This is a genomic window from Bacillus sp. LSHTCR4 (assembly GCF_057197025.1).
Genome location: NZ_JBXUNO010000001.1, coordinates 1,749,196 through 1,769,065, shown reverse-complemented (window position 1 = coordinate 1,769,065; position 19,870 = coordinate 1,749,196). Strand labels below are relative to the sequence as shown.

The following is a 19,870-nucleotide window of genomic DNA, read 5'->3' as shown; positions in this document are numbered from 1 at the left end:
AGCATAAAATAATGAAAAAGCAGGCTGATAGTCATGTATTCATCACTTTCATGATGCATAAGAGATGATATAATAGGAGTAGATGAAAGATAAAGAAAAGCAGGTGACTCTTTTTTGTTTACAAAAGCACAAGAACTTTTAGCGTCTTATTTCGGTTATTCGTCATTCCGAAGAGGACAAGATGAAACAATTAAAAATGTATTAGATGGGAAAGATACTGTCTGTATTATGCCTACAGGTGGTGGTAAGTCAATTTGTTATCAAATTCCCGCATTAGTATTTGAAGGAACAACGTTAGTTATATCGCCTTTAATATCACTTATGAAAGACCAAGTAGATACATTAGTACAAAACGGTATTTCAGCTACCTATATTAATAGTTCTATTTCGAATGCAGAAGCGAATCAACGAATTCAATTAGCGAAACAAGGCCATTATAAGTTACTTTATGTAGCGCCTGAGCGACTGGATTCAATGGAGTTTGTTGACCAACTTATCGATATGAAGATCCCGATGATTGCCATTGATGAGGCGCACTGTATTTCGCAGTGGGGACATGATTTCCGTCCGAGTTATTTACATATACATCGCATATTAGATTATCTTCCAGAAAAGCCGCTCGTATTAGCATTAACTGCTACGGCAACACCACAAGTTCGTGATGATATTTGCAATACGCTTGGAATTAATCAAGAAAATACGATTATGACAACGTTTGAGCGTGAGAACTTATCATTTTCTGTTATTAAAGGACAAGATCGTAATGCATATTTATCGGATTATATTCGTCAAAATCAAAAAGAATCTGGGATTATATATGCAGCTACTAGAAAAGTAGTTGATCAGTTGTATGAGGATTTAATGAAAGCGGGAGTTTCTGTTTCAAAATAGCATGCCGGTATGAGTGATAACGATCGAAATGAGCAGCAAGAACTCTTTTTACGTGATGAAGTGAGTGTAATGGTAGCTACATCTGCGTTTGGGATGGGGATTGATAAATCGAATATTCGTTATGTTATTCATTATCAACTGCCAAAAAATATGGAAAGTTATTATCAAGAAGCTGGACGTGCTGGACGTGACGGATTAGATAGTGCATGTATATTGCTGTATTCTTCTCAAGATGTGCAAGTACAGCGCTTTTTGATTGATCAATCGACCGGAGAGTCTCGTTTTTCAAATGAACTTGAAAAATTGCAAAATATGACTGATTACTGTCATACAGAACAATGTTTACAATCATTTATTTTGCAATACTTTGGAGAAGAACCGAAAGAAGATTGCGGCCGCTGCGGTAATTGCACCGATGACCGAGAAAGTATCGATGTGACGAGAGAATCACAAATGGTTTTATCTTGTATGATTAGGACGAACCAACGATTTGGTAAACAAATGATTGCACAAGTACTAACTGGATCTAAAAATAAGAAAGTCATTGAATTTAATTTTCATACTTTACCAACTTACGGACTTTTATCAAATCGTAGTGTAAAAGAAGTGAGTGAATTTATTGAGTTTTTAATTTCAGACGAGCTAATTGCAGTTGAACATGGTACTTACCCGACACTAAAAGTAACGGAAAAAGGGAAAGAAGTGTTACTAGGTAAAGAGAATGTTTTACGTAAAGAACGAGTAGAGACAAGACAAATTGTTCAAGACCATCCTTTATTTGAAGTACTTCGTGAAGTACGAAAAGAAATTGCGCAAGGAGAAGGTGTACCGCCATTCGTTATTTTCTCTGACCAAACGTTGAAAGATATGTGCGCAAAAATGCCGCAAAGTGACTCTGAACTTTTAACTGTGAAAGGGATTGGTGAACATAAACTTGTGAAGTATGGTTCGCACTTCTTACAAGCAGTTCAGCACTTTATTGATGAAAACCCAAACTATGCTGAAACTATTAAAACAGAAGTGGTGTCAGAGCGGAAGAAGTCAGGGAAAGCTTCAGCAAATTCTCATTTGGAAACGTATGAAATGTATAAACAAGGCATTGATCTAGATGAAATTGCGAAAGAACGTGGATTATCAAGACAAACGATTGAAAATCATTTAATTCGTTGTTTTGAAGATGGAATGGAAGTAGACTGGAACAGTTTTGTTCCTGCAGAATATGAACAACTGATTGAAACTGCTGTGCAAAATGCTGATGGTGGTTTGAAATCTATAAAGGAACAACTTCCGAATGAAGTGAGTTACTTTATGATTCGTGCTTATTTACAAATTAGAAAGTAGTGACATGTAAAGGGGATAGGGATTAATGCATTACGTTTTTGTGTATGGCACGTTAAGAAAAGAGCAAACGAATGCTCATTATATGCAAGGTGCAATATGCATTGCAGACAAAGCATGGACGTATGGGAAATTATTTGATACAAACGAAGGGTATCCAGCCATGACTTATTCGAGTGAAGAAAAGGTGTATGGTGAAGTTTATGAAGTAAATGATGAGATATTGCGTAAGTTAGATGAACTAGAAGAATATACAGGTAATGCGGAGACTGATTTATATGATCGAATCACGCAAACAGTATATGCTACTGATAGGGAAATAGAGGCGTATGTATATATCGCTCAAGATAAAAAGATGATATTGAAAGTGATTGATTCTGGAGATTGGGTGGAGTACCAAAAAGTAAAATAAGAGTAACTAAAGAGTAGATAGTGGATTCATCCATTATCTATTTTTTTATTTATACTTTTAAAATTCTTATTATTTTGATAAATTGTAAATATAGAAAAGAAAGGATGATTTTTCATGGGTGTCAGGAATTTAGTTTCCCACCTGTAGTAGAAAAATAACGTACAGGAGGAGAATAATAATGAACGAATTAAATGTAAAAGAATTTTATAAAAAACAATTTGAATTACTAAGCCATGATATAAATAATGAAAATTGGTTACAGGAAGTTGCTGAAGAAATTCAAGAGCAAGTGGGATATCCATTTCAAACGATGTTAGAACTAGGAGCAGGAAATGGTGGATTTGCAAGAGCTATGTCTAATTTGAATGTAAAAATGACTACTGTTGAGCTTGTACCAGAGTTAGCTATGTTTGCGAAAGAACATTCTACTAATGACATTGAGGTTCATTGCGCTGATTTTTATAAAATTAACTTTGAAGAAAAGTTTGACGTTGTTACTTATTTAGACGGATTTGGTGTAGGAACAGATGAAGAACAATTATTTTTATTAAAACGCATCAATAATTGGTTGAAAGATGATGGATGTGCACTTATTGATATTTATCAACCATTATATTGGGAAAAAGCAAATGGACAAGAAATGCCGATTTATTCTGCAATGCGAAAATATGAATATGATAGTGAAAATGCTAGGATGCTGGATCACTGGTGGGAAACGGATTCTTCAAATGACATCGTGACACAATCTTTACGTTGCTATACGATAGATGAGATTAGTAACTTATGCGCAGAGGCTCGTTTCAGTATAGTTGGGATTTTCCCAGGAGGAGCATATGACTTTGAAGAGAGAAAGTATAAAGAGCAAGCGTCTTTAAATGAATGTTTATCATATCGAATAAAAGTAAAAAAGAGTAGGGATTAACTCCTTACTCTTTTTTTGCTTTTATATTGTGAATAATTGATTGTCTTTCGTGTTTAATTTCCGTTCGTTTTTTATTCTTATGGTTCTTAGTACAATCCCAATTCCAAGAAATACAATAGTAGCAACGACTCCGCTAATAGGGTTTAACCAAAAATTACTGCCGTTGGTAAGTGTAATAATCCCTGTTATTGTAACTAAAACAGTAGGAACGGCATCTTCAATTGCATGCATAATAACGCATGGCCATACTGACTTTGTAAGTCTATATATTTCAACATACATAATAGACCAAGAAACCATAAGTATACAGCCTGATAAAAGCATATGTAACCTTGAAATAGATTCGAAATATTCATTTGGTAAAAAAACTAAATAATAAGCGGCATGCCAAAGAGCCCAAACTAAACCAGAAATAATATAAATAAACCAATCGTTTAACTTTAGTTCAATCAGTTTTGGAGTTAAATAACCGCGCCAAGAAAACTCTTCAAAAATATTTTTAATAAAGTTACCTATAGTAGACATGAGTATGAGTGAAAATAACGAGGACATCTCAAAACTAGTTATGTTAGCTACCCCAAAAATAAGTGCTAAGCTTATCGTTATTACTGTAACGAATGGATAAATTAGGAGGGCAACGAAATACCATTTAAAGTTTCCGTTCAAATTTAGTTTTAAACCAAAGTCATTCCAATCTCGGCTGATAATTCTAAGTAAAATACTTACGAGAAAGGGTAATATGAGCCATAATCCCATGCCTAAAGAGTTTCCTTCAGGCTGATCTGTTAGAAAAGAATCTAGAATTACCCCAACCCAGCCACTTGCCAATACAATGAACACAAAAATAAGTAAATGTAACTTAAGGGGGTTTCTTTTGGTAGCAGTCATTTTAAATAGACTCCTTTACTCTTATTTTTGACTTTTGTGACCTTGGTTATTTTATAAATGAAGTAATAGATTATTAGAAAAGAAGTTGGAGAGTATGTAAGGGGAACTTAGTTAGATAGTATAAAGTCCTTTTAATCAATAGAAAATAGCAGCTTTTGTATAAATCACTTTATTATATGTGTAGTTGTATGATCTAGATGTTATATATTCTTATCATGTAAAAATATCATTTGAATTTCAATATTAGAAAGGTGAAAAGTAAGTTTTTTCAGAAAAAACAAATTAAGTCCTTGACTTTATAATTGGATTTTTAATACAATTATATTTCGACTGAAAAATTAGAACGGACAGGAGGGAATCATCAAATGAACAACATTTTTGAAGAAGAGTTACAAAAAATGAAAGATACATTACGTACGATGGATGATCAATTAGAACAGCTTGAAAAAATTCCAGTTTATTATGGAGATGATTTTAAAGAACAAATTCTTGAAAGTATGAGAGAATCTAATAGGCAAAACTTACGTATCGGTGTACAAGAGCCGTACTTTGGAAGATTAGATTTTCAGGAGGATGGAAAGGAAGACGTTATGCCGATTTATATCGGTAAAGTAGGTGTTTCACATAAAGATACGATGAAACCAATTGTAATTGATTGGCGGGCACCTGTCGCAAGTATGTTTTATTCATTTACCGGCGGTGAAGAATTAGCGTTTTACCAATCACCGGATGGATTAGTAGAAGGTGATGTTTATTTAAAGCGAAATATCTCTATTCGAAAAAGAGAATTAGAACGTGTTGTTGATACATATGTAAAAGGAAATGAAGATGTCTCGCATGCCGATGATTTTCTTCTATATCGATTAGGTGAGAATAAAGATAATAAACTAAAGGATATTGTTTCGACGATTCAATCGGAGCAAAATGATATTATTCGTGCGGAAAGAAACTTGCCATTATTAATTCAAGGGGTTGCAGGGAGCGGAAAGACAACGATCGCTTTACACCGCCTTGCTTTTTTAATTTATGAATATCGTGAGCAATTAGAAGCTGAGCGAATGATTGTATTCGCTTCGAATAGTCTGTTTTTAGACTATATTTCGAGTGTGCTTCCTGAATTAGGTGTCGGGAATATTAGTCAAACAACATTTCCGGACTGGGCATTACGTACGTTAGATGATTCGGTGAAACTGAAGCAAACAGATGAAAAATTGAAAGAAGCCTTTTCTATTAATCGTGATGAAAGAAAGGTTATGCTTGGTAAATTGAAAGGTACGCTAGAATTTAAGTCCTTTATTGAAGAGCAAATGGTTCAATTCGAAAAAGAACTAGTACCAACAAGTAATTTTGAGGCATGGGATAACGCTGTTATTCCATTGGAAGATATAAAAAAATGGATGCAAGTTGAGTATAAACATTATCCATTAAAGAAAAGAAGAGAACGTTTAGTTGGCCGTATGAAACGCTGGATTGAAATTGAACTGAAAAAGTATGGAGAAACAAACGAGAAGAAATTATTAAAAAAAGAAGCGACAAAGAGATTGAACAGTTATATGAAGTTTTGGCCGAAAATGAGCTCACTTTCAATATATAGTTCAATATTGAAAAGTAAAGAAATACTCGAAGTATTACCTGAAGAACTTGTGAAAGAAACTGAAAAGAGTTGTCGTAAAAAAGAAGTGTATGTAGAAGATTTACCCGCTTTAATATACATACATCACCGCATCACAGGGATTGAAATTGGACAAAAGTTTCATCACGTCGTTATTGATGAAGCGCAAGATTTCTCACCATTCCAAGTTTATGTATTAAAAGAAATTACATTAGGTAATTCTTTCACTATATTAGGTGATTTATCTCAAGCGATTTATGATTACCAAGGGATTGAAGATTGGAGTGCTTTTAAGGAAGTATTCCAAGAAACAGGCTATTATGAACTGACGAGAAGCTATCGTTCTACAAAAGAAATTATTGAATTTGCGAACGAAATAATTAAAAATGCCGAGATTCCAGTAGGGCTTGCGACACCAGTTTTTCGTAGTGGTGAAGAGGTCAAAGTAATTCAAGCAGAAGATCAATTTAATGAGATTATGAAGACGTTAAAACATTTACAAAATGATGATGTGAAAACAATTGCGGTAATAGGAAGAACAGACGATGAATGTCGCGATATATATGAGAAATTAACAAAGGCAGGAGTAGCTGTAAACGTCATTGAAGCAGATCAAAGTAAATATGAAGGTGGTATTTCAGTAGTACCTGTATACTTGGCGAAAGGGCTAGAATTTGACGCTGTTCTACTAATTGATGTTGATGAAGAACATTACAAAAATACAAAACACGATGCAAAGTTACTATATGTCGGATGTACGAGATCACTTCATTATTTATGGATTTTCCATAGTGGTGAAGCATCTCCGTTAATTAAGAAATAAAAATTCAAGAGGCTTTTCTAATAATGAATAGAAGAGCCTCTTGTTTTTATAAAGAAATAGGAGAAATGATAATGATTACAAAAGTAATAACAAAGAGAAATTGGGAAATCGCAAAGATAAATGGAGAGATTAATGAAGTTTCACTAAAAGAAGAGGGGTTTATACACTGTTCATCTTTAGAACAAGCTTTAAACGTTGCTCAAAAACATTTCGTTCATGAAGAAGATGTTTTATTACTAACAATTGATCCAACTCTGTTAAAAGCAGAAACAAAATATGAATCTGCTTCTAACGGTCAAGAATATCCGCACGTATATGGAGTAATTAATGTTGATGCGATTGTAGATGTTGTTACATTACCTAAAGAAAACGGAGAGTTTACCTTACCATAGGTACAAAGATAAGAATGGTATAAACTAATAATTTAGCTAGAAAAGCACAAATCATATAGTTTGTGCTTTTTATTATCCGTTTTTTGGTAAATAATTGTTGTTTTTATCACACTAATACTGTACGATACATAGTATAAAACACATACTGTATGACATATAGTAATGAAAATGAGGTGAGTGAATGGATACTTTATTAAATTCATTAATTACTGAGCTAAGAAGAGGTACATTAACATTAGCAGTTTTAAGCCAATTAAGAACGCCACAGTATGGATATTCACTTGTCCAATTATTAGAGAAATCAGGAATCGTAATCGATCAAAGTACTTTATATCCACTACTTCGCCGGTTAGAAAAGCAAGAGCTAGTGACGAGTAGTTGGGATAAAACAGAGAGCAGACCTCGTAAGTATTATGTTTTAACTGAATACGGATTAGAGATATTCCAGCAGTTGAGAAAGGAATGGATAAAGGATTCGAAAGAACTTTATAACTTATTAAAGGAGGAGGACAAGAATGAATTTGATTAATATTTATGTCGAGGAAGTAGCGAAGAGATTACCTGAAAAAAATCGTGAAGATATTATTCTTGAGCTACGGTCAACAATTGAGGATATGTTGCCTGATGATTATAATGAAGATGATGAAAAAAGAGTTCTTGAAAAATTGGGGAGTCCGGTTTCATTAGCTAATGGATATTTGGATAGACCGATGCATTTAATTGGACCGCGCTATTTTGATGTATATACGACATTATTAAAAATGATCATTCCAATTGCAGCCGTTATCGCCCTCATTGCAATGGTTGCAGAAAATTTTTTAAGTTATACTGGTGATCAAGCAGTATTAAATGTTATTTTACAAGTAATAGGTAAAGGCATTGGAGAAATTTTTGAAGTAGCCCTCCATGTATTTTTCTGGTTAACACTCGTATTTGCTATTTTAGAAAGAACGGATAAAAACAAAGATACCGAGCCGTTGACGACAAGTTTAAAAAAGTGGACGCCAGATGATTTGAAAAACATTTCGCATATTCCGAAGAAAAAAGCAATCTCCAAGTTTGAAGTTTTTGGAGGGTTAATGTGGACGGCAATATGGGGGACACTTTATTTTTATGCGAATCATCTCGTTGGCGTATACAGTGGTACGGGAAGTGGATTGAAGTTTGTCGCACCAACGTTTAATCAAGATGTGTTACTTCAGTATTGGCCAATCGTTGTGATGATAATTGTTTTGGAAATAGCTATATCTCTTTATAAGTTAGTACAGGGACAATGGACGAAAAGATTAGCAATCGGGAATACTATTCTCCAAATAGCTGGAACGATAGTATTCATTATAATTGTAGTAAATCCCCACATATTTACCGATGGATTTATTACGTTTGTGGCAAATGTGTTCACTATTTCTCCAGAAGAACTTAAAAAGTGGCTAATTGGTGGGGGTATTCTCATTTACGTTTTATCTGCTGTATTAAACATTTATGATGGCTTTCGAAAAGCTAGTATTCGTGTAACAAATTGGTAGTTAAAAAGAGAACGTATATGAAAGGAAGAAAACGATGATAAGGGAAGCAACGGAAAAAGATGTAATATACATTTTAGATATTTATAATGATGCGATACTGAATACAACGGCTGTATATGCATATAAATCTGTAACCCTTGAAAATAGAATAGATTGGTATGAACAGAAAAAAGCTGATGGTTATCCGATTTTTGTATACGAACTAGATAATAAAGTAGTAGGATTTGCGACATTCGGTCCGTTTAGAGCTTGGCCTGCCTACAAATATTCAATTGAGCATTCCGTGTATGTTGATAAGAAATATAGAAAAAGTGGGATTGGAACTTCTTTGATGAGAGCATTGATTACAATTGCAAAAGAAAGAGAATATAGGACTTTAATTGCTGGAATTGATGCAGAAAATGAGAAAAGTATTTCTTTACATGAAAACTATGGATTTGTTCATGCTGGGACGATTAAAAAAGCAGGTTATAAGTTTAATAAATGGCTAGATTTAGTTTTTTATCAATTGGAGCTTAGCGGTCCTAAAGCGCCCACGGAAGAATAGATAATTGTATTTTGCCTAGTATTTATTTTAGAAAGGTAGCATGGAGAAATTTCATGCTATCTTTTTCTTAATGTAATAACCGATTTAATCTGCTAAAAAGGGTTTTTACATTCTATATTGAATTATTGAAGGTGATAAAACGATATGAAATGAGGAATGAAAATGGAAACTGTCATTCGAAAAATGAAAGAGATACAATCTAATCATGTTGGGATAGCTATTTATTCTACAAAAAGCAACCGTATAGTTGCTTCATATAATAGTGAATTAAATATTCCGTTAGCATCGGCAACAAAAGTAGTAATCGGATTTGTAGTTGCGCAAATGGTGAAGGAAAATAAATGTAATTGGAATGATATACTTCAGCATGTTAAATTTAATCCCAATGAAGATAGTGCGCAGTTATATCCACATTTACAAGGAAGAAGAACTTTAACACTTAGTAAAGCAGTAGAAGTAATGATAGCATGTCATGATAGTTACGTTGCACAATCAGTTGTAATGTACTGTGGTGGATGGGATGCTGTGAAAACGTATGCCCAAACGTACTTTTCAAAAATTCAAATACGAAAGGACGCTAGAGATGAGAAAAATGTTGGAGAATTAAATGAAGTTCTTTCACTTTTAGTACATATTTTTCAAGGTTATAAATCAGAAGCAGAATTATGGGAACCAATTATTAGCGGCATGGTAAGGCAGCAAGGTGAATATGAAGGAATACATTCATATCACTTAGCTCATATGACAGGTGGACTATCTTCAGCTACTATAAATATTGGTATAATAGGAATATTTAACGAATTCCCGTTTCTTTATGTTATTGGAGGAAAAGATTTACCTAATCGACGTGAAAATAAAGAGGTAGATGAAGCTTTTGCGGTAGCTTTGAAGTACATATACAAAGAATATAGTCAAAGTTATGCTAGGAGTGAGTAATTGAAAAGAAACTTAAAGACATCAACAATCATTATATTAATAGTAACAATCATCGCTTTGGAAGTTGGAATCGCGATTTACGATCATACTTTTTCGTTATATACAATTTACTTTGCAGCGATCCTTATTTGTATTGTATTACTTTTGGGTACACGTATTTCTAAAGAGAAAGAAAGTGCAACAAAAATGAGACGAAGTAAAACAGCACTTCTATTTTGGCCATCTATTTTACTATCTATTGCTTCTTTTGCAGTTATAAGTTATATAAGAATAGGCTATGTCTCTGTACCAGGGATAATTAGTTTTTCATGCTTTGTTACATATGGTGGATTCGTATTTATTAGTATTTTAAAGAGGAAAAGTAAAAATGAAAGGTAACTTACTAAGTTGAAAGGAAGGAATATATGAAACACATAAAGAATGGTACTCGCGCTGAAGGAGAATACATAAAAAATAAAGTCATTCAATATAACATGTCTATTTTAACAGATGAAGTAAAACAGCCGATGGAACAAGTAAGTTTTGTTGTGAAGGATGAGGCTGGGAAAATCTTTGGCGGCGTAACAGGTACGATGTATTTTTATCATCTTCATATAGATTTTTTATGGGTTGATGAATCAGTTCGTTATGATGGGTATGGTAGTCAATTATTACATAAAATTGAAGACATTGCGAAGGAAAAAGGTTGTAGATTAATATTATTAGATTCATTTAGTTTTCAAGCACCAGAATTTTATAAAAAGCACGGCTACCGAGAATATGGTGTTGTTGAAGATCATCCTAAAGGACATAGTCAACACTTTTTAGAGAAGAGGTTATAGTATCCGTGTTCTACAAGAAAAGTGGATTTTAAAAGCATCGCCAACAAGGTGATGCTCTTTTTAGTTTATAGAAACTAATGAATCTGATGCAATTATGGGAACAAATAGTTCGATTTGTATTATAATAATTTTCTTTTGTTATATAAATAAGTTACTGTCTTTGTAGAAGGTAGTAACTTATTTACTATGTGCACTAACAAACAGTATTGAATTTTTTAAAGGGAAGAGCAATAAGACGAGCTCTGAATATAATAATGTTATAGGAGGTGTAAAGTAATGGGTTACATTGTAGATATTTCAAAATGGAACGGTAACATTAACTGGGATGTAGCAGCTCCACAATTAGATTTCGTAATCGCTAGGGTACAGGATGGTTCAAATTATGTAGATCCTTTATATAAAAGTTATGTTCAAGCAATGAAAACAAGAAATATTCCGTTCGGTAACTATGCATTCTGCCGCTTTATTTCAATTGATGATGCGAAGAAGGAGGCACAAGATTTTTGGAATCGTGGTGATAAGAGTGCTACCGTTTGGGCTGCTGATGTAGAAGTGAAAACAATGGATGATATGAGAGCTGGTACACAAGCTTTTATCGATGAGTTACGCCGATTAGGTGCTAAGAAAGTTGGCTTATATGTTGGGCATCATGTATATGAGCCTTTCGGTATGGCGAACGTAAAAAGTGATTTTGTATGGATTCCTAGGTATGGCGGTAATAAACCAGTATATCCTTGTGATATTTGGCAATACACCGAGACAGGTAATGTACCGGGTATCGGTAAATGTGATTTAAACCAATTGATAGGAAATAAACCACTTTCTTGGTTTACTGAATCAGTACTAAAACAAGAAAACATACAAGCACAAGTTCCTAAACAAAATATTATCCAATCTGGAGCTTTTTCACCTTATGAAACTCCAGATGTTATGGGAGCGTTAACTTCTTTAAAAATGACTGCTACCTTCATTTTACAATCGGATGGTTTAACATATTTTGTTACTGAACCCACTAGTGATACGCAATTAAACGCAATGAAAAGCTGGCTTGATCGAAAAGGATGGTGGTATGAAGTTAAATAATAAAAAATAACTAGCTACTATTTGTACAAAAAAAAGAGCCTTCCGGTTTTGGAAGGCTCTTTTTTACTATTCAAATAGCTTATTCATTAAATCTTGTATTTCACGTCTTCTTTTATCCGTTTCGTCCTTATCAATTGTATACGTATCACCCTCAATTATAAGAACATCCCCCTCTTTTGCAGTGGGAGGGAGTTTGGATTTAGGTACATCCATTGTTACGTTATTCACTTCAATAACTGCTAGTTCGCCCTCAAAACGGTCAATAATACCTCTTTTCATAATTATCTCTCCGTTCTTACAGAAATGTTAGAACCATCACTCGTAATAATTACAGTTCCATTTAAATCAGTTCTATATACTTTAACAGACATTGCATTTAACTTTGCTAAAGTTTCCTGTGTAGGATGGCCATATCGGTTACCTGTACCTGCACTGATCACAGCGATACTTGGTTTCACTGCATCTAAAAATGGCTGAGAAGAAGATGTCTTACTTCCATGGTGGCCAGGTTTTAATACATCGGATTTTAGGCCGGAACCGTACGTTGCAACCATATCTTTTTCACTTTTAGATTCAGCATCACCAGTAAATAAGAAAGATTTGCTGCCATGTGTTACTTTTAATACAGCACTCCACTCGTTTAGATCGTTACCGTATTCTTTAACAGGAGCTAAAAATTGTGAGTTTAAACCATTGATTGGTAAAGTTACTCCAGACTTCGTTTCTTTAATAGTTAACCCCTTGTTAGCTACTGCAGTTAAAAAGTCTTTAAACGTTTGTGTCGTATGACTTACTTTAGGTGCGTAAACGTTTTTTACATTCATAGAATATAAGACTTCATCTAATCCGCCTACATGATCAGCATCAGGATGAGTGGCGATCATATAATCAATAGTTTGGAATCCTAATCCTTTTAAATAATCTGCTACTACTTTACCTTTTCCGTTGTTACCACCGTCAATAAGAATCGTTTCTCCACTTGGCGATTTAATAAAAGTAGCATCACCTTGTCCTACATCAATATAATGAACTTCTAACTCTCCTTTAGGCTTAGGAAGAGCAGGACGAAAATTTGGTTCTAATACACGAGCCAAGAATGCAGCGAATTGCTCACGAGTTACTTTTACACCTGGACCAAATGTACCATCAGGCAATCCAGTGGTAATATTATTTTGAGCTAAAATTTTGACATAATTGTAACCCCAATGAGTAGATGGAACATCGGGGAAATTGACGTCGGCACCTGTAGGTTTTAAATCAAAAGTTTTAACTAAAACCTTTGCCATTTCTGCACGAGTTAATGAGCGATCAGGGAAATAATTCGTTTCACGTTGTACAATGTTATTATGTGCTAACTTATGTACAGAATCATAATAATAGATACCTTTGGCTACATCGGAAAAAATATGATTATAGCTAGATGGTTTTTCTAATTTTAATGATAAATCTAGCATTAAGGCCATTTGTCCACGAGTTACATCATCGCTTGGTTTAAAAGTTCCTTCTGGCGTACCTTTAATGATCCCTTTATCCGATAAATAGTTAATTTCTTTAATTGCCCAATGATTAGATTGGACATCAGGGAAAGATTTAGCACTTGTAAGATTTGGAATGAACAATGTTAAAATCATGACAAATGTTGTTAGTAATAAACTAAACTTTTTCAAAAAATCGCCTCACTTAATGTATTTTTTATCTTATTAACTTTACCATTTCTTACAAGTAATTCAAAGTTTAATAGTTAAATATCTTATTAGTAAGTGTGTGTATTTACGAATTCATCAAATCTAAACATAGTGATGAAATAGAGCTAGGAACTATATATATTGCAATTGTAAAATCTATATTATAAATTAATCTTATGAAGGTTTGGTAACAGATTGTACTACAGAACTATAGTGAAGGAAAGAACGTAAGGGAAAATACATATGAGGAGAAACTGCATTTTGTAGACGTATTGAGGGATTCGCTGATATTTCATTGTAGTTACGTAATGAGAAGTGCAAACAAGTATGCAAGCGAACTTGCTTATACTAAAGTGGGTTATTCGTAAAATTAATTATAATAATATATATTCTATTTAATGGGAGAAAGAAAATGTACACTTATAAATTACAACATGATCAACCAATATGCGCTGGAAAAATAAAGATGCTTTACAATTCTGTCGGTTGGTGGCCAGAAAGAAAAGAAATCGATATTGATAAAATGTTAAAGAACAGTATAGCGATTGGTGTATGGGAAGAAAATGAGTTAATTGGGTTTGCTAGAGTTGTTTCAGATGGTGTCTTCCGAGCATACATAGAAGATGTTGTTGTGCATGAGAGGGTAAGGAATAAAGGCATTGGAGAGAAGATGCTTACAATGTTGCTTGAAGAAATATCTCATATCGATATTGTGAGCTTATTTTGTGGAGAGAAGCTTATAAAGTTTTATGGTCAAAAACAATTTCAAGCGACGAAACAAATTGTGATGCATCGTAATCAAATAGTAAAAGAAATATGAGGTGTGAATGAGAATGAAGGCAACAAGAGCATATTGTGTATCGAAAAGAAAAGCGACAGAAGATTCTCCTGATGGTTGGAATGCAACATGTATGAGGCTAAATAATAAAATATTTGCGATATTGAACCATGAAGAAGGCGAAAAAGCGACAATTACATTAAAATGTGATCCAGAACTTGCGCTAAGATTAAGAGAAGAGTATCCAGAAACAATCATTCCGGGGTATCATATGAATAAAAAACATTGGAATACGGTGTATATACATAAAGATGTAGAACAGGTACAAATTAATAAGATGATTGATTGGTCGTATGATTTAGTTCTACAATCATTTTCAAAGAGAAAGCAGCAAGAGTTATTAGATTAATATGTATAAGGGGTGGATGTATTGAAAGACACGATCAAAGATACATATGATAAATTAGCGAGTACATATAAAGAAAATCTAGATGTGGCAAATCCATATAACAGCTATTATGAAAGACCAGCGATGATGGAGATGGTTCCAAAGAAATTAGAAGGGAAGAGTATACTAGATGCCGGATGTGCAGCTGGATGGTATACTTCTCAATTTGTAGAAAGAGGAGCAAATGTTACTGCAATTGACGTAAGTTATGAAATGGTAAAAGCTGCAAAGGAAAGTATGGGGGATAAAGCAACGTTTCTTTGTCATGACTTGCAAGAAGTATTACCGTTTGAAGATCATACTTTTGATGTAATTGTAAGTTCGTTAACTCTTCATTACTTAGAAAATTGGAATCAAGTATTTCAGGAGTTTCGTCGAGTACTGAAGCCAGGTGGAGAATTTATATACTCCATTCATCATCCTTTTATGGACTTTACAAAGTTTACTTGTAAAAATTATTTCGAAAAACAATTATTAGTAGATACTTGGGTTAAACCAAATATTACAATTGAAGTTGAATTTTTTAGAAGGTCACTTCAAGACATTATTAATGAAACAACAAATTATTTTATGTTAGAAAAAATGGTCGAACCAAGGCCAGTTGAAAAGATGAAAGAAGTAAATGAAAAATCTTATTACTATTTAAATACAAATCCACATTTTCTTATTGTTAAAGCAGTTAATAAATAGCTAGTAAAATGATTATATTTTACTAGCTATTTTGCAGTTATAAATGATGAATTAGGAGTTTTGAAATGAATACGAAACGAAATAGATTACTATACGCAATGTTTACAATCCTTGTTATTATTTTAGGGCTTAGTTCAAGAAAATTTGCTTTTGCGCTGCCAGCTCTATTAAATGATTATTTAGGTGATGCTTTATGGGCGTTAATGATTTTCATTGGATTTGGATTTTTATTTCCTAAAATAGAAACGAAGAAATTGGCTTTTATTAGCTTAATGTTTTGTTACGGGATTGAAGTGAGCCAATTATACCATGCTGAATGGATAGATAACGTTCGTGCAACGACTTTAGGTGGACTCGTATTAGGTTATGGATTTTTGTGGAGTGATTTGGTGGCTTACACAATTGGTGTTGGGATTGGAATGTTTTGTGAATTTATGTTACGGAAGAAATAAGAGATTTGAAAAGGGGGTTAAAGTACAAAAGTTAGTGGAAACGATTAATAGTGAAAAGTATGTATTTTATAAAGAGAAGTATTATTGTTTGTACGAATATGTTGCTGGAAGTGTACTTGAAATAAAAGATACAGAAAATCTGAAAGAGCTAGGAAGTACAATTGGAGAAGAAATAGCTAATCTACATCAAGCACTTAATTCGGTGAATAATAATAAAGAGTTAGTAAAAAGAGATTTGTATAAAGTAGTATACGGATGGGCTTTACCTACTTTAGAAAAGAACGAGTATGTTCATCAGGATGTAATTCGAAAAATGAATCAAATACATACAGATTTTAAGGAAAAGGTTCACCCATTACGAAAACAAATCATTCATCGCGATATGCACTTATCGAATGTAATCTTTAAAGATAATAAATTTCAAGGATTTATAGATTTTGAACTTTTAGAAAGGAATGTTAGAGTATTTGATTTATGCTATTGTTGTACGAGTATTTTGAGTGAGTTATATAACGATGAAGAATTAAGAGGAAAGTGGCAACATATCATCAGCAAAATCTTTGAAGGATATAATAAGCAAAACATTTTAATGAAAGAAGAACTACAATCTATTTGGTATGTCATGCTTTCAATTCAAGTTATCTTTATTACTTATTTTGTTCAGTTAAAAGATTTATTAAAGTTAAATGAAAGGATGTTTTTCTGGATTTTTGCTAATAAACAAACTATTGAAGAATTAATAGAAAGGAGTGTGCAAATATGAGAAAAATAATATTAATAGGTTCTGGTGGTTCAGGGAAATCTACATTGGCAAAACAGCTAGGAAATAAACTAAATATTAAAGTACATCATCTTGATGCACTATTTTGGAAACCGAATTGGGAAGGGGTACCGAAAGAAGAGCAAAGAACAGTTCAGAATGAATTAGTTAAAGAAGATGAGTGGATTATTGATGGGAATTATGGTGGGACAATGGACATAAGAATGAACGCAGCTGATACAATTATCTTTCTTGATATTCATAGAACGATATGTGTTTATCGTGCTTTTAAAAGAGTTGTACAATATCGGAATAAAACAAGACCGGATATGGGCGCGGGATGTGAAGAAAGATTTGATTTGCAATTTTTTAAATGGATATGGGAATATCCTAATGTTAAACGACCTACAATTATAAAAGAGTTAGAGCAATTGCCAGAAGAGAAAAAGGTTATTGTTTTAAAATCTTCAAGTGAGGTTCGGAAGTTTTTAGAACGCATATAATAGCATGTGACACAACACTTCTTTGTGGATATTAAAGATTAGTTTAATAAAACTAATCTTTTTTTACTATGATGTATTTAAACATTCCTGAAAATTGTATTTTGTAATAGGAACCTATGTAAAAATAATGCTTGGAGGAATAGTAAATGAATAACGATTTAATTCAAAGGATCGATTCATTAATGGTCAATATTCCAAAAGGAGAAGTAGTATTAAGAGATGATCGAATAAAGAAAGAATGGCAAGTGCAAATCAAACCATTTCTTCTTGCAAAGTATGTTGTAACGATGGAATTATATGATGCTATTATAAATAGTACATGTAATGATTATAAAAATAGCAATAAGCCAGTTGTAAATATTTCATGGCATGATGCAATTACTTTTTGTAATTCACTCTCTAAAACAGCAGGGCTTACAGAGTTTTATTCTATACAAGATGATGGGAAAAAGGTTAGTTGTAACTTACATTCAAATGGCTATCGATTACCGTCTGAGGCAGAGTGGCAATACGCATGTAAAGCAGGTGCGCCAGGATATACATATGGAGAACTTCAGAAAATAGCATGGTATAATGAAAATTCAAACGGACAAATTCAAGACGTTGGTAAAAAAGAGCCGAATGCATGGGGACTTTATGATATGTTAGGGAACGTTTGGGAATGGTGCTATGATTTGTATGATGAAAAGGTGTATGGATCATACCGGATTTTTCGAGGTGGCAGTTGGGCTGAAGAAGCTAGAGGCTGTGGCGCGACTTGTCGCCGACGTAGCCATCCTACATTTCATATAGATGATCTTGGTTTTAGGCTTGCAAGGTCAATTTAATAAAAGAATAGTATAAAACAAAGATTTTGGAGAGTATCCATATTTTTAATATGATAGAAAAGATTTGACTTAAGGAGTGTTTAAAGTGGCACGTGTTTTATTCATTAATACTGGATCAGAAGGACATATAAATCCAACGTTGCAAGTTGTAGAAGAATTAGTTTCGCGCGGGGAAGAGGTAGTTTATTTTTCAATAGAAGCATTCAGAGAACGTATTGAAAAAACAGGGGCTATTGTAAGAACAATTGACGACCAAAGGTTTATAAAAGCTTTTCTTTCCGGTGGCCGAAATTATTTGCAGGAAAGAATAAACGGCCTTCTACATACAGCAGATATTATTATACCAAGTGTTCTTGAACAAATTGAGGGAGAACATTTTGATTATATGATTCATGATTCGATGTTTGGTTGCGGGCAAATAATTGCTCAAATTCTCAATCTTCCTGCCATAAATTCCTGCACATCTTTTGCGCAGGATGAAAGATCATTTAAACAAATGTTAGACCACCTTTCTAAAAATATCCCGCTGGAAATTCAGGATAGAATACATAAAGATTTTCAAAACTTAACAAAAGGAATTGCAGAAAAATATAATGTAGAAATAAACTCACCGTATGAAGTTTTTTGTAATCCAGCATCACTCACTATTGTGTATACGATTAAAGAATTTCAACCTTTTGGTGATACGTTTGATGAAACATATAAATTTGTAGGCCCATCTATTTCTTCACAAGTAAAAAATGAAGACTTTGATTTTACTTCAATTGAAGAAAAAAGCCCAATTTATATTTCTCTAGGCACTGTTTTTAATGAAGCGCTTGATTTTTATAAACTCTGTATGAAGACGTTTGAAAATAGTGAGCATACTATTGTGATGTCTATTGGTAATAAAACGAAAATAAGTGATTTAGGTACTATTCCTAAAAACTTCATTGTGAAAAGCTATGTACCACAAACTAAACTACTTGCATATACAAAGTTGTTTATTACACATGGCGGAATGAACAGTACACATGAAGGATTAAATAACGGGATTCCACTCATTGTAATTCCGCAAAGTGCAGATCAGCCAGTAATCGCAAAGCAAGTAGAGAATCTAGGAGCTGGGATTAAGTTATCTATGAAAGAATTAACTGTGGAACAACTACGTGAAAGTGTAGAACTTGTATTAAATAATCCATCCTATAAAGAAGCTACATTGTATTTGAAGAAGTCTTTCCAAAAATCTGGTGGCTATAAGGAAGCTGTTGATGCGATTTTTACATATATAGGTCAGTGATAAATGAAAGATTATACATGAGAAGAGTGTCTATATGAAATGATATAGACACTTTTCTATTATATGTTGCAAAGAATCAATTTTATTGAAAGGTTAAATATTCTGTTTTACAAATTCAGCCGATAGTTTTACGTGTTACTAATGATTTCATAGTTCCTGCACAACTTCTGCACATACTTTGTTAATTTTTATGTCATGATATATTCATTAAGTGAAATATTTCACTTAATGAATATATTTTCACTGCGGTGTATGTA

The 19,870-nt window shown here is 33.2% G+C and carries 21 protein-coding genes and 2 pseudogenes; 20 read left to right on the top strand and 3 right to left on the bottom strand.

Annotated elements, in window-relative coordinates; genetic code table 11:
* Window positions 1-114 precede the first annotated feature (114 nt).
* From recQ to AC2CGR_RS09090, 3 genes and pseudogenes are all read left to right on the top strand, one after another.
* A pseudogene (gene recQ / locus AC2CGR_RS09100) lies at window positions 115-2,232 on the top strand (DNA helicase RecQ).
* Between the two features lie 25 nt (window positions 2,233-2,257).
* Window positions 2,258-2,641: a gamma-glutamylcyclotransferase family protein gene (locus tag AC2CGR_RS09095; protein ID WP_087963936.1), complete on the top strand. Its 384-nt coding sequence runs from the start codon at window positions 2,258-2,260 to the stop codon at window positions 2,639-2,641.
* A gap of 178 nt (window positions 2,642-2,819) precedes the next feature.
* Window positions 2,820-3,563, top strand: coding sequence for a class I SAM-dependent methyltransferase (locus AC2CGR_RS09090; RefSeq protein ID WP_087963937.1), 744 nt, complete (start codon window positions 2,820-2,822; stop codon window positions 3,561-3,563).
* A 21-nt stretch (window positions 3,564-3,584) separates the two neighbouring features.
* Here AC2CGR_RS09090 and AC2CGR_RS09085 read toward each other — a convergent pair whose 3' ends face one another.
* Window positions 3,585-4,451 (bottom strand): CPBP family glutamic-type intramembrane protease, encoded by an 867-nt coding sequence (locus tag AC2CGR_RS09085; protein ID WP_087963938.1) that lies wholly within the window; start codon window positions 4,449-4,451, stop codon window positions 3,585-3,587.
* Between the two features lie 365 nt (window positions 4,452-4,816).
* Here AC2CGR_RS09085 and AC2CGR_RS09080 point away from each other — a divergent pair, with 365 nt between their 5' ends.
* From AC2CGR_RS09080 to AC2CGR_RS09040, 9 genes and pseudogenes are all read left to right on the top strand, one after another.
* The gene (locus tag AC2CGR_RS09080; protein WP_484480759.1) at window positions 4,817-6,886 is read left to right on the top strand and encodes a HelD family protein; all 2,070 of its coding nucleotides are present in this window, start codon (window positions 4,817-4,819) and stop codon (window positions 6,884-6,886) included.
* A gap of 71 nt (window positions 6,887-6,957) precedes the next feature.
* Window positions 6,958-7,278, top strand: coding sequence for a DUF952 domain-containing protein (locus AC2CGR_RS09075; RefSeq protein WP_270185084.1), 321 nt, complete (start codon window positions 6,958-6,960; stop codon window positions 7,276-7,278).
* Between the two features lie 181 nt (window positions 7,279-7,459).
* Window positions 7,460-7,807 (top strand): PadR family transcriptional regulator, encoded by a 348-nt coding sequence (locus tag AC2CGR_RS09070; RefSeq protein ID WP_087953458.1) that lies wholly within the window; start codon window positions 7,460-7,462, stop codon window positions 7,805-7,807.
* Entirely contained in the window at window positions 7,794-8,804 is a 1,011-nt protein-coding gene (locus AC2CGR_RS09065; protein WP_270185085.1) for an HAAS signaling domain-containing protein, read from the top strand. Before AC2CGR_RS09070 ends, AC2CGR_RS09065 begins: the two co-directional genes overlap by 14 nt.
* Before the next feature lie 34 nt (window positions 8,805-8,838).
* Complete coding sequence (locus tag AC2CGR_RS09060; RefSeq protein ID WP_484480758.1) at window positions 8,839-9,351, top strand: GNAT family N-acetyltransferase; 513 nt, start codon at window positions 8,839-8,841, stop codon at window positions 9,349-9,351.
* 162 nt (window positions 9,352-9,513) lie between these two features.
* A pseudogene (locus tag AC2CGR_RS09055) lies at window positions 9,514-10,291 on the top strand (serine hydrolase).
* Window positions 10,288-10,665, top strand: coding sequence for a hypothetical protein (locus AC2CGR_RS09050; RefSeq protein ID WP_087963941.1), 378 nt, complete (start codon window positions 10,288-10,290; stop codon window positions 10,663-10,665). Before AC2CGR_RS09055 ends, AC2CGR_RS09050 begins: the two are co-directional and overlap by 4 nt.
* A gap of 26 nt (window positions 10,666-10,691) precedes the next feature.
* Window positions 10,692-11,108, top strand: a complete 417-nt coding sequence (locus AC2CGR_RS09045) for a GNAT family N-acetyltransferase (protein ID WP_061687947.1) — start codon at window positions 10,692-10,694, stop codon at window positions 11,106-11,108.
* 276 nt (window positions 11,109-11,384) lie between these two features.
* Window positions 11,385-12,191 (top strand): GH25 family lysozyme, encoded by an 807-nt coding sequence (locus AC2CGR_RS09040; RefSeq protein WP_087963942.1) that lies wholly within the window; start codon window positions 11,385-11,387, stop codon window positions 12,189-12,191.
* Window positions 12,192-12,257: 66 nt separating this feature from the next.
* On the opposite strand, the gene AC2CGR_RS09035 is transcribed toward AC2CGR_RS09040, so the two are convergent.
* Both AC2CGR_RS09035 and AC2CGR_RS09030 read right to left on the bottom strand, forming a co-directional pair.
* Complete coding sequence (locus AC2CGR_RS09035) at window positions 12,258-12,470, bottom strand: DUF3006 domain-containing protein (protein WP_000820165.1); 213 nt, start codon at window positions 12,468-12,470, stop codon at window positions 12,258-12,260.
* 2 nt (window positions 12,471-12,472) lie between these two features.
* Window positions 12,473-13,858, bottom strand: coding sequence for an S-layer homology domain-containing protein (locus AC2CGR_RS09030; protein ID WP_087963943.1), 1,386 nt, complete (start codon window positions 13,856-13,858; stop codon window positions 12,473-12,475).
* A gap of 430 nt (window positions 13,859-14,288) precedes the next feature.
* Between AC2CGR_RS09030 and AC2CGR_RS09025 the strand changes: the two genes are divergently transcribed.
* The 8 genes from AC2CGR_RS09025 (at window position 14,289) to AC2CGR_RS08990 (ending at window position 19,613) form a co-directional block, all read left to right on the top strand.
* Window positions 14,289-14,696, top strand: a complete 408-nt coding sequence (locus AC2CGR_RS09025; RefSeq protein WP_087963944.1) for a GNAT family N-acetyltransferase — start codon at window positions 14,289-14,291, stop codon at window positions 14,694-14,696.
* Window positions 14,697-14,709: 13 nt separating this feature from the next.
* The gene (locus AC2CGR_RS09020; protein ID WP_000648514.1) at window positions 14,710-15,063 is read left to right on the top strand and encodes an MmcQ/YjbR family DNA-binding protein; all 354 of its coding nucleotides are present in this window, start codon (window positions 14,710-14,712) and stop codon (window positions 15,061-15,063) included.
* Window positions 15,064-15,084: 21 nt separating this feature from the next.
* Window positions 15,085-15,792: a class I SAM-dependent methyltransferase gene (locus AC2CGR_RS09015; RefSeq protein ID WP_071715675.1), complete on the top strand. Its 708-nt coding sequence runs from the start codon at window positions 15,085-15,087 to the stop codon at window positions 15,790-15,792.
* 65 nt (window positions 15,793-15,857) lie between these two features.
* Window positions 15,858-16,244, top strand: coding sequence for a ribosomal maturation YjgA family protein (locus AC2CGR_RS09010; protein ID WP_087963945.1), 387 nt, complete (start codon window positions 15,858-15,860; stop codon window positions 16,242-16,244).
* Window positions 16,219-17,007, top strand: a complete 789-nt coding sequence (locus AC2CGR_RS09005) for a phosphotransferase enzyme family protein (protein WP_240687569.1) — start codon at window positions 16,219-16,221, stop codon at window positions 17,005-17,007. Before AC2CGR_RS09010 ends, AC2CGR_RS09005 begins: the two co-directional genes overlap by 26 nt.
* Window positions 17,004-17,507 (top strand): DNA topology modulation protein, encoded by a 504-nt coding sequence (locus AC2CGR_RS09000; RefSeq protein WP_087963946.1) that lies wholly within the window; start codon window positions 17,004-17,006, stop codon window positions 17,505-17,507. Before AC2CGR_RS09005 ends, AC2CGR_RS09000 begins: the two co-directional genes overlap by 4 nt.
* 146 nt (window positions 17,508-17,653) lie before the next feature.
* Window positions 17,654-18,334 carry a formylglycine-generating enzyme family protein gene (locus tag AC2CGR_RS08995; RefSeq protein WP_087963947.1) on the top strand — a complete coding sequence of 227 codons (681 nt, stop codon included), beginning with the start codon at window positions 17,654-17,656 and terminating at the stop codon, window positions 18,332-18,334.
* A gap of 85 nt (window positions 18,335-18,419) precedes the next feature.
* A complete protein-coding gene (locus AC2CGR_RS08990) occupies window positions 18,420-19,613 on the top strand; it encodes a macrolide family glycosyltransferase (protein WP_270185091.1) in 1,194 nt (397 codons plus the stop codon).
* Window positions 19,614-19,870 lie beyond the last annotated feature (257 nt).